The sequence below is a fragment of the Ancylobacter sonchi genome, from assembly GCF_018390695.1.
Taxonomy (GTDB): domain Bacteria; phylum Pseudomonadota; class Alphaproteobacteria; order Rhizobiales; family Xanthobacteraceae; genus Ancylobacter; species Ancylobacter sonchi.
Genome location: NZ_JAHBGF010000001.1, coordinates 1 through 8,663, shown reverse-complemented (window position 1 = coordinate 8,663; position 8,663 = coordinate 1). Strand labels below are relative to the sequence as shown.

Below are 8,663 nucleotides of genomic sequence, written 5' to 3'. Positions count from 1 at the left end.
TCCTTCAGCACCGAGATGATCTGCTCCTCGCTGAAACGGCTGCGCCGCATGGCCCTTCTCCTGATCGAAGGACCCAACTTATCCGTGGCAGAAATGCAGGGGAGCACGTCAGCAAGGCAGACATTGCCGAACTCACTGAAGGTGAATGGTGGAGTTTTGCGGGCGGATGATAGGCAGGTATCGCGTCGCGCTGGTGACGATGCAGTCTGGAGAAGCACCGTTCTAGCCCTGCAGCTCTATCTGCAGCGTTCGGCTAAGGCTCCTCATCCACCATACGCCGCGCATAAGCGCCATTGAGTTGGTCGACAATGTCGTCAGCCTCCTCAATGTCCATGCCCACCAGCGGCACGTCGTTCACGACGGCTGGTTGGCCGGTGAATATGTCAAACGCCGTCCAGCCATCATCTTCGCGGCGCACTTTGTAGCGGGCTAAATGTCTATCCATGGGTGCAACCATATCATGGGTTTCTGAATGAAGACCCACGAGCTCGCGCTTAGCTATGCGGCAGCTCGCCTGTACCAGGTCGCGCTGCTATGCCAACACCTCCACGCCTACCGGAGCTTAGCCCATGACTCCCACCGAACTGCAGGCCGCACTCGCCAAGCTAGATCTGTCGCCAGCCGCCCTCGCCAAGCTGCTCGGCGTCGACGTACGCACTGCCCGTCGGTGGGCAACAGGCGGGAAGCTTATCCCCGACGCCGTCGCGGCCCAGTTGACCGAAATGGTCCGCGCTGGTGGCGTACCGCCCGAACTGATCGAGCAGCGCCAGAAGGCGGAGCCGAAGGAAGTCACTCGTTTCCGCTGGGTGCGTCGGAAGGGCGAGCCGGATTGGGCCGTCGCCGAGCACGACCTCGTAGCCGACGTTTTCTATCTACCTGGCCGGGTCGAGCGATATGCCACCGCTGATCTGGTGCTAGGGCCGGTGATTGAGGCGCCGGAGGCCTAAGTGTCCGGCCGGTTATGGCCGCCGACGCCTAGCCGATGAGTATGACGCCGCTCAGGAGCGAGGAGATGTTACCGCTGGCCGCCCAAAAAAGTCTTCCGGTGGAGAAGACTTTCAGGCCACAGTCTCCGACATCGGATTCATGCACAAGCAGGTGCACGAGGCTCGGCAAATCCGCGACGCTGTCCTGCACAGTGTCGGCGCCAACGCATCCCACGGCCTCCGCCGCACCAATGAGGACAAGCGCCGCGCCGTCCTGACGCTTCCGCAGGATGTTGAATGGGCGCGTTGGAGCGATCGCGAGATCGCGCGAAGGGCGGGGGGCATCATGAGATGGTTGGGCGTTGGCTCGACGAGGCGCTCTATTGACGTTGCCCCTTATTTGCCCTCGTTCATAACTGGACTCTGTTCTCGCTCTGATCCGAGACCATTTTCTGGACCACCGGAGGCTGGAGTTTCCGGCCTGCTTCACGGCGGTGGGCTGGCTACGCCGCCGGGGTTCTGCAGCGAGATCGGAGGCTTGTGGCCGATGGCCCCGTGCGGCCGATCCTCGTTATAGTATCTGACCCAAGCCTCCATCTTTTCGGCCGCGTCTGCAAGCGTCAGAAACTAGTGGGCGTTCAAGCACTCGCTCCGGAAGCGGCCGTTAAAGGCCTCGATGAACGCGTTGTCGGTGGGTTTCCCGGGCCTGGAGAAGTCCAGCGTAACGCCCTTCGCATAGGCCCACAGATCGAGATCACGGGAGATGAACTCCGAGCCTTGATCGACACGGATCGTTCGCGGATAGCCCACCTTGGCGCATACGCTTTCCAGCGTCGCAACCACATGCTCCGCCCGATAGCTGAAACGCGGATCCACCACCGGCGAGAACCGCGAGAAGGTGTCGATCACGGTCAGCACCCGGATCTTGCGGCCGGTTGCCAGCTGGTCGTGAACGAAGTCGATGGCCCAGACGTCGTTCGGCCGAGTGGCTGGCACCCGATCCTCCCGCAGCTTCGCCTTCACCCGACGCTTCGGCGTCTTGTTGCGCAACTGAAGGCCTAATTCATTGTAGATCCTACGGGTTCGCTTCTGGTTGATCACCCAGCCCTCCCGGCGTAGCAGCACCTGCACGCGCCGGTAGCCGTAGCGCACACGTGTCTCGCAGATCGTCCGGATGCGGGCCGCCAACGGGGCCTAGTCGGGTCGGCAAGATTTGTAATGGTAGGTGGACCTGTCGAACTCCAAGGCCGCACAGGCCCGGCGGATCGACACCTGCCACTCGCCACACATCATGCCGACGAGCTCGCGCTTGCGACCAGGCCTCAGATTTTTCGGCGGACGATATCCTGCAGCATCTCCCGGTCGGCCGCGAAGGGCGATGAGTGCATCGAGCTCCCGGACAACACGCTGGCCGGAGAGCGAGGTGTCAACGACGAGCGCCAGGCATTCGCGCGTAAAGTCATCGACGATGACCAGCACGCGGAAGCGTCGGCCATCGACGAGTGGGTCCGCGACAAAGTCTAGGCTCCAGCGGTGGTTCGGTCCCTGTGGCAGGGTCATCGGCGCCCGCGTCCCGAGAGCGCGCTTGCGCCCGCCACGCCGGCGCACCGTCAGCCGCTCCTCCCGATAGAGCCGGAACAGCTTCTTATGGTTCAGCGCAATGCCCTCGCGTCTCAGCAGGATGTGCAGCCGCCGGTAGCCGAACCGCCGCCGCTGACCCGCAAGGATCTTCAGCCGCTCCCGGATCTGGGGCAACATCGATCCACACAGCGCAAGATGCCGACGGGGCGAACCGACGAGGCGGCCCTGACCGCCGTCATCGTCGAACGCGCCACCCGGTTGGGGCGCTATGGCTACCGGCGGATCACAGCCTTGCGGCACGCGGCGGGCTGGATGGTGAACGTGAAGCGGGTGGAACGGACCTAGCGGCGAGAGGGGCTCAAGGTGCCGCACAAGCAGCCGATGATGGGTAGGCTCTGGCTGAACGACGGGTCCCGCATTCGGCTGCGGCCGGAATATCCCAACCACGTCTGGTCCTACGACTTCGTCGAGGACCGCACCCATAATGGGCGGAAGTTCCACATGCTGAATGTGATCGATGAGTTCACAAGGGAGTGCCTGGCGATCCGCATCGACCGCAAGCTCAACTCGACTTCGGTCATCGATGTCCTATCGGACCTGTTCGTGCTGCGGGGGGTGCCGGGACACGTACGGTCCGACAACGGCCCGGAGTTCATCGCCAAGGCCGTACGGAACTGAATCCGTGGGGTCGGAGCCCAGACCGCCTTCATCGAGCCAGGTTCACCCTGGGAAAATGGCTATTGCGAGAGCTTCAACTCCAAGCTCCGAGACGAGCTGCTAAATGGGGAGATCTTCTACAGCCTGGCCGAGGCTCGGATCATCATCGAGAGCTGGCACCACCATTACAACACCGAGCGGCCTCGCTCATCACTCGGCTACAAGCCTCCTGCACCGGCTGCGATCAGCCCACCCTTACCGACCAAATCAAGCCCGGTCACAAGGCCGACAATGCATTAGACGCAAACCGGACCAATCAATCGGGGCAGGCCACAACGAGGATCACATGGCAGGCGGTGTAGTGAAGTGCTTCAATGAGCAAAAGGGCTACGGCTACATCCAGCTTGATGCCGGTGGGCCGGACGTGTTTGTGCGTATCAGCGCAGTGCAGCGCTCGAGCCTGCAGGGGCTGCTCGCCGGCCAGAAAGTAAGCTTTGACGTGGAGTCAGATCGGCGGACGGGGAAACCTCCGCAGTGAACCTCAAGGCATTTTGATAACATTAAAATGAATAAGCCCGGGGACTAACCCGGCCTTTCTATTTTCGGTTGAGCGAAGGAATAACAATCACTCCGCCGGGTCATCTCCAGACACCACGTTCTCCGAAGGCACCAGCCCCTTCGCTCGCGCATTATCCGGAGCGGCCGGCACCTCAGCCGCCTCGGCTGGCGGCTCTAAATCCGCGGCCGTCTTCCTGGCACTTCGCCCACGTTGGCCCAGCCCCATTCGCGTGGCGAGTTGCGACCGTTGCGCCGCGTACGCGGGTGCCACCATGGGATAGTCGGCCGGCAGGCCCCACTTCACCCGGTACTCTTCCGGCGTAATCCCATACTGGGTGCGCAGGTGCCGCTTCAGCGATTTGAACTTCTTACCGTCCTCGAGGCAGACGATGAACTCCGGGGTCACCGACCGCTTCACCGACACGGCCGGCACACGAGGTTCTGGCTCTGGCTCAGGCACAGGTGGGGCCAAGCTGCGAAGGGCGGCATGTATGCTCGCGATCAGGTCGGGCAGTTGTGTGGCAGGGACGCTGTTGTTGCTGACAAAGGCTGACACGACGTCAGTTGCAGCGAGGATGTAGTCTGTATCGGAGTACTGATCATCAGGCATTGCCGCCGTCCTTGATTCGCAATCTAGCGCACAGGAATACGAGCGGTACCGCGAGGTCGCAAGCTAGACGGCCAGCTTCAGAATGCCACTACCTCCTTAACACGCCGTGCAATCGTGCACCCCTTGCCTGAACGAGACCCTGCTCTCGAGCATGGCGCAGGCCCGTGCCGCCATCGCCTCATGGAAGGAGGACGACAACCTGAACCGGCCCCATTCCGCGCTAGGCCATCGATCCCCTGCCGAGTTCGTCGCAACAATCCCACTGGAGACCCAGGCCGCCTGAGGCCACAAATCAACCCTGGAACTCTCTCCTAAGCCGGACGAGAAAAGGGTCTTAGGTCATTGGATCCACCGCAACTTGCCTAGAGGCGCGGCAGGCGCGTTGGCCCGCGGCCACATGCAAGTGGCCGAGCGCATTGCGGGGAGCGCTCGGCCTGCCGAGCGCCACCCTGCTTGGGGGGCGGGGGCGACGAGGGGCGGTACCTCAATATGGCATCCGCACTCCTGCGAATAGGTCGGGTGGTGCAACTCTCGAATGCGGTTTTGCGTGCTGCTGCCTTCGGATGACAACCGAGCCGGCCGGAGCGCGGATCGCGGCTACACGAATAGGAAGTTGCTCGTGGAGAGGTCGTCGAGCTTGGCGTTCTGGAGCACGATGCCGTCATCGCCGTCCCAAATCACCACGTCGGTGCCGCTCTGGAACGCCGCCGTTAGCACCGCGCTGATCGACGGGAAGATGTCGCTATTGAACACCACACGGTCGCGCGTCACGTTCCAGTCGACGACCCCACCATCCTTCTCCAGGATCGCGTAGTCTGAGCCGGCGCCCCCATAATAGGCGTCGGTGACCTTGCCGCCGGTTATGTGGTTGTTGCCGTCCTCGCCGAAGAGGCGGTCGCTGCCGTCATGGCCGTACAGGCTGTCCGAGCCCCCCTGCCACCATGGAGGTTGTTGTCGCGCTCATTGCCGGCGACGATATTGCTTTCGCCGTTGCCGCCGGCATCCGTGGCGGTGCCGGACAGCACGATGTTCTAAGTTCGAGGCTACGGCTGACCGAAGTCCACAGCGTGTCGGCGCCCTCGCTGGGCTTCTCGTAGACCACGTCCGAGAAGCTCTCGATGATATAGGTGTCGTCGCCGAGCCCGCCGACCATCTCATCCAATGGCCACCTCGGCGGTGACAAGAAGCTGAAATTCATCCTCCGGCAGCTCACTTCGCAAATTGGGGGTCCGAGCAAACAATCAGCCCCAAACGTTGGTATCGAGATAGAGGTTGAGCAGCTTCGTTTCCTGACCAAGGGCCATCCCGCTCACTCCCCCTCCATATCCCCGCCAGCGTGACGCATAAACGCCTCTGCGTCGGCCTTCTCCCCGAAGCATATCAGCACCTCCCGAACACTGTTCCGCGTGGATGCTCGTGGACATGCTACGGTCGCTCCAGCACCACCTATAACCGGAAGGCTTCATGAGCCCGGACGCCGCTCTCCCAGAGAACCTACTCGCCGCCCTGAAACCCACCCTACGTCCCGCCGAGCTGGATATGCTCAACGCCTATGCGAGCAAGGCAAAGGGCATCTTCGAGTATGGTTGCGGGCATTCTACTGCTGGCTTCGTGGATCTAGGGGTACCGCGCATTGTGAGCGTGGACTCTGACCCGGCGTGGATCGAACGTCTGCGCCAAATCCCTTCGTTGGTGAAGGCAGAGGAAGACCGCCGGCTGACCTTCATTCATGCCGACATCGGCCCGGTCGGCGATTGGGGGAAACCTCGCAATCGGAAATCCAAGGCCCGCTGGCCTGCTTACGTGCTTGCGCCGTGGACACAGGGGCCAAAATTCTCCCCCGACATGGTGTTCGTCGACGGACGCTTTCGCGTGGCCTGCATCCTCACAGCTTTCCTGTTCGGGCGCCCAAAACTAAAGGTCGTGGTCCATGATTTCTGGGACCGCGACTATTACCACAAGGCGCTACAGTTCGCCTCGGTAGTGGACAAGGCGGAAAGATTGGCGGTGCTGGAGCCCGCCCGCGACATACGCATGAGCGCCATGGCGAAGGTGCTGCGGCCCGCCTTCGATCAGATGCTCTGAAGCGGGGAACCTGCCGGGGAACAGGAGCACTCTTCGCAAGTCCACCGAAGTTGCTTCATTCCTCTGCGCCGCTCAGTCTGCCTGCGTTCCGCGAAGGCCGTCCTTCTCCGCGTCCAGCCCCGGCAACGTGACGCATAAACGCCCAGCGTCGGCGTGTCCGCGCAGCATTTAGCGCGTCCCCGTTATCGTTTCGGATAGAGTGAATGCCAAGCGGGTCATTGATTGGAGAAGGCAATGTTCGGGACATCGTTATGCGCGATTGAGGGATGCCCCCGCCCGGTCAGGACTCGTGGCTTTTGCGCGATCCACTATAATCGCCTGTGGCGACACGGCGACACGTTCGAATCTACACCCATCATCGAACGTGGCGGCCCTCTAAGTTGGGTTGAATCGCACTCTGAACATGAAAATCCTGAGTGTTTGATCTGGCCATTTAAGCGCAATCGAGCTGGCTATGCGGTTATGTCGGTCAACAACACTATGGTGCCCGCCGCGAATATAATGTGCACGCTCTCCAAAGGGCCTCCCCCTCTCAGAAATAGTGCTCCGATTTTCTCGTGCGGCAGCGGACACCTCGGATGCATGAACCCATCTCACCTCTCTTGGGAGGCCCGCGCCGAGAGCCAAAGTCGCGGCACCCGAAACCAGCGTCACAGCTCTCAGACGAAGCTGACAGAGGAAGATGTCCGCACGATCAGGGAGTTGAAGGACACCTTGAGCTACCGCGCCATAGCACAACGCTTCGGGATCAGCCCCGCGTCGGTTGGTATGATCATGCGCGGGGAGCGCTGGGGTCGCAGTCGCACACGTGCCGCCGAGGGCTGAGGCGACCTCACCCCTCCGACGCATCCCCCCGCCCCTTCGTCTTCCGTGAAGGACGACCCCTCACATAGCCCCAGCTCGTCTCCCGACGGGCCTCGTCCAGCGCCACCTCTTTAAAGGACCTCTGCCCGATCAGAAGGGCCCGCATCGCGTCCCTAGGGCGCCCTCCGCAAATCTCTAGGACCTCATCAATTTCCTCCTCGGTGACCGTGAAGGGTTCCGTGAGGTCGGCCTCAGAGGGCGTGGGAGGGGATGGTTGAGCGTTCGTGTGCATGACGGCGGCCTCCTCGTTCCAATGATCGAAACATGAGAACGAAATGAGAACAAGGCAACACGCGCTCTATTGTTCTTGCTTTGTTCGTAAGTTTAGCGCACGGTGCCGCCGAAGGATAAGGAGTCGGCCATGGCCAAGAAAACATTCTACATCGTCCAACCATTCGAGGCCGGCAAGCGCGGCGCAATCAAGGCCGGCATTCCGATGGAGGTTCGCAACGCCGCCGATGCTGAGCGCATAGCTCACCGCATGAGCCTAGTGAAGCTCGGGGCTATCGCCTTCTCGACGGATGTCGAACCGGAGAGCGGCGACACGGACCCTCCGGTGCTTATTGCGTCGTTCGGGCAGGTCCCGGAGGCGGTACTGGAAGGCACCTGATCGCGCAACAGGCGTCGCCGGATGGGTGTATTTGCCGAGTGTATCGCCAAATTATGCAATTGAAATCAAATAGATAACAAGAATGATTGGGGGACCAGGATTCGAACCTAGACTAACGGGGTCAGAGTATTTTGACATCCTCTGATATTAAAGACGGAAATTTTCTCCGTGTTGCAAGCGTGTTGCGTGGAATAGATCGCACTTGATGGAACTATGATTCGAGCAACCGGCTCTCGATCTCCTTCATCGCCACCTAATCCTCGTCCTTGGCCTCCAGCAAATACCCATACAAATCATATGTCATCTGGATGGATGCGTGTCCCATGATAGCCTGAATGCGCTTGGGCTTCATAGCTTGCTCGATGAATAGAGCAGCAGCGGCATGCCGAAGGGCATGGAGCGCGTACTTCGCCTTCATGATCGGCTTGCCGGCCCTGCCCACCTTTCCCGACTCTACGGTGATACCCGCAGAAACCTGAAGCGGGAAGAAGCCGCGATTGAGGATGTTTTGATGGTATTCGGGATTGCCGACGCCATTGGGGAAGACAAGATCGTGCTCGCCCGCGGGACAGGCGAGCTTCCACTCGCGGAGCATGGACACCACAGCCGGAGCCAGCGGAACGTCGCGCGTGCCAACTTCTGTCTTGGCGGCCCGAACACTAGGCAGTGGCCCCGTAAATTTGCGCGGCGGTTTTTGTCGTGATTCAAGCTCCCGAACCGGGAGTCTAAGAGATGCGCCGTCACGAACTTACCGACGAAGAATGGGCGGTCA

6 protein-coding genes and 6 pseudogenes are annotated in these 8,663 nt (G+C 61.0%); 6 read left to right on the top strand and 6 right to left on the bottom strand.

The features are described 5' to 3' along the window. Positions 1-253: 253 nt before the first annotated feature. Positions 254-457, bottom strand: a complete 204-nt coding sequence (locus KHC28_RS00060) for a hypothetical protein (RefSeq protein WP_246564100.1) — start codon at positions 455-457, stop codon at positions 254-256. 112 nt (positions 458-569) lie between these two features. Here KHC28_RS00060 and KHC28_RS00055 point away from each other — a divergent pair, with 112 nt between their 5' ends. Continuing rightward, positions 570-947: a helix-turn-helix domain-containing protein gene (locus tag KHC28_RS00055; protein ID WP_214006303.1), complete on the top strand. Its 378-nt coding sequence runs from the start codon at positions 570-572 to the stop codon at positions 945-947. A 465-nt stretch (positions 948-1,412) separates the two neighbouring features. On the opposite strand, the pseudogene KHC28_RS00050 reads toward KHC28_RS00055, so the two are convergent. Both KHC28_RS00050 and KHC28_RS00045 read right to left on the bottom strand, forming a co-directional pair. After that, positions 1,413-2,290: pseudogene (locus KHC28_RS00050) on the bottom strand (IS3 family transposase); the annotation flags it as partial. Next, a pseudogene (locus KHC28_RS00045) lies at positions 2,277-2,672 on the bottom strand (DDE-type integrase/transposase/recombinase); the annotation flags it as partial. The pseudogenes KHC28_RS00050 and KHC28_RS00045, both read right to left, overlap by 14 nt. Here KHC28_RS00045 and KHC28_RS00040 point away from each other — a divergent pair. Both KHC28_RS00040 and KHC28_RS00035 read left to right on the top strand, forming a co-directional pair. After that, positions 2,673-3,464, top strand: a pseudogene (locus KHC28_RS00040) (IS3 family transposase); the annotation flags it as partial. 46 nt (positions 3,465-3,510) lie between these two features. Further along, positions 3,511-3,719 (top strand): annotated as a pseudogene (locus KHC28_RS00035) (cold-shock protein). Between the two features lie 70 nt (positions 3,720-3,789). Here KHC28_RS00035 and KHC28_RS00030 read toward each other — a convergent pair. Continuing rightward, entirely contained in the window at positions 3,790-4,332 is a 543-nt protein-coding gene (locus KHC28_RS00030; RefSeq protein WP_214006301.1) for a Ros/MucR family transcriptional regulator, read from the bottom strand. A 127-nt stretch (positions 4,333-4,459) separates the two neighbouring features. Here KHC28_RS00030 and KHC28_RS00025 point away from each other — a divergent pair. Further along, a pseudogene (locus tag KHC28_RS00025) lies at positions 4,460-4,588 on the top strand (integrase core domain-containing protein); the annotation flags it as partial. 341 nt (positions 4,589-4,929) lie between these two features. Here KHC28_RS00025 and KHC28_RS28100 read toward each other — a convergent pair. Next, positions 4,930-5,253 (bottom strand): annotated as a pseudogene (locus tag KHC28_RS28100) (hypothetical protein); the annotation flags it as partial. Positions 5,254-5,796: 543 nt separating this feature from the next. Here KHC28_RS28100 and KHC28_RS00015 point away from each other — a divergent pair. Further along, positions 5,797-6,417, top strand: a complete 621-nt coding sequence (locus KHC28_RS00015) for a hypothetical protein (protein ID WP_214006299.1) — start codon at positions 5,797-5,799, stop codon at positions 6,415-6,417. Between the two features lie 1,225 nt (positions 6,418-7,642). Further along, positions 7,643-7,891, top strand: a complete 249-nt coding sequence (locus KHC28_RS00010; protein WP_214006298.1) for a hypothetical protein — start codon at positions 7,643-7,645, stop codon at positions 7,889-7,891. A 253-nt stretch (positions 7,892-8,144) separates the two neighbouring features. On the opposite strand, the gene KHC28_RS00005 is transcribed toward KHC28_RS00010, so the two are convergent. Then, on the bottom strand, positions 8,145-8,558 hold the full coding sequence (locus tag KHC28_RS00005; protein WP_214006304.1) for a tyrosine-type recombinase/integrase: 414 nt from the start codon (positions 8,556-8,558) through the stop codon (positions 8,145-8,147). Between the last annotated feature and the right edge of the window lie 105 nt (positions 8,559-8,663).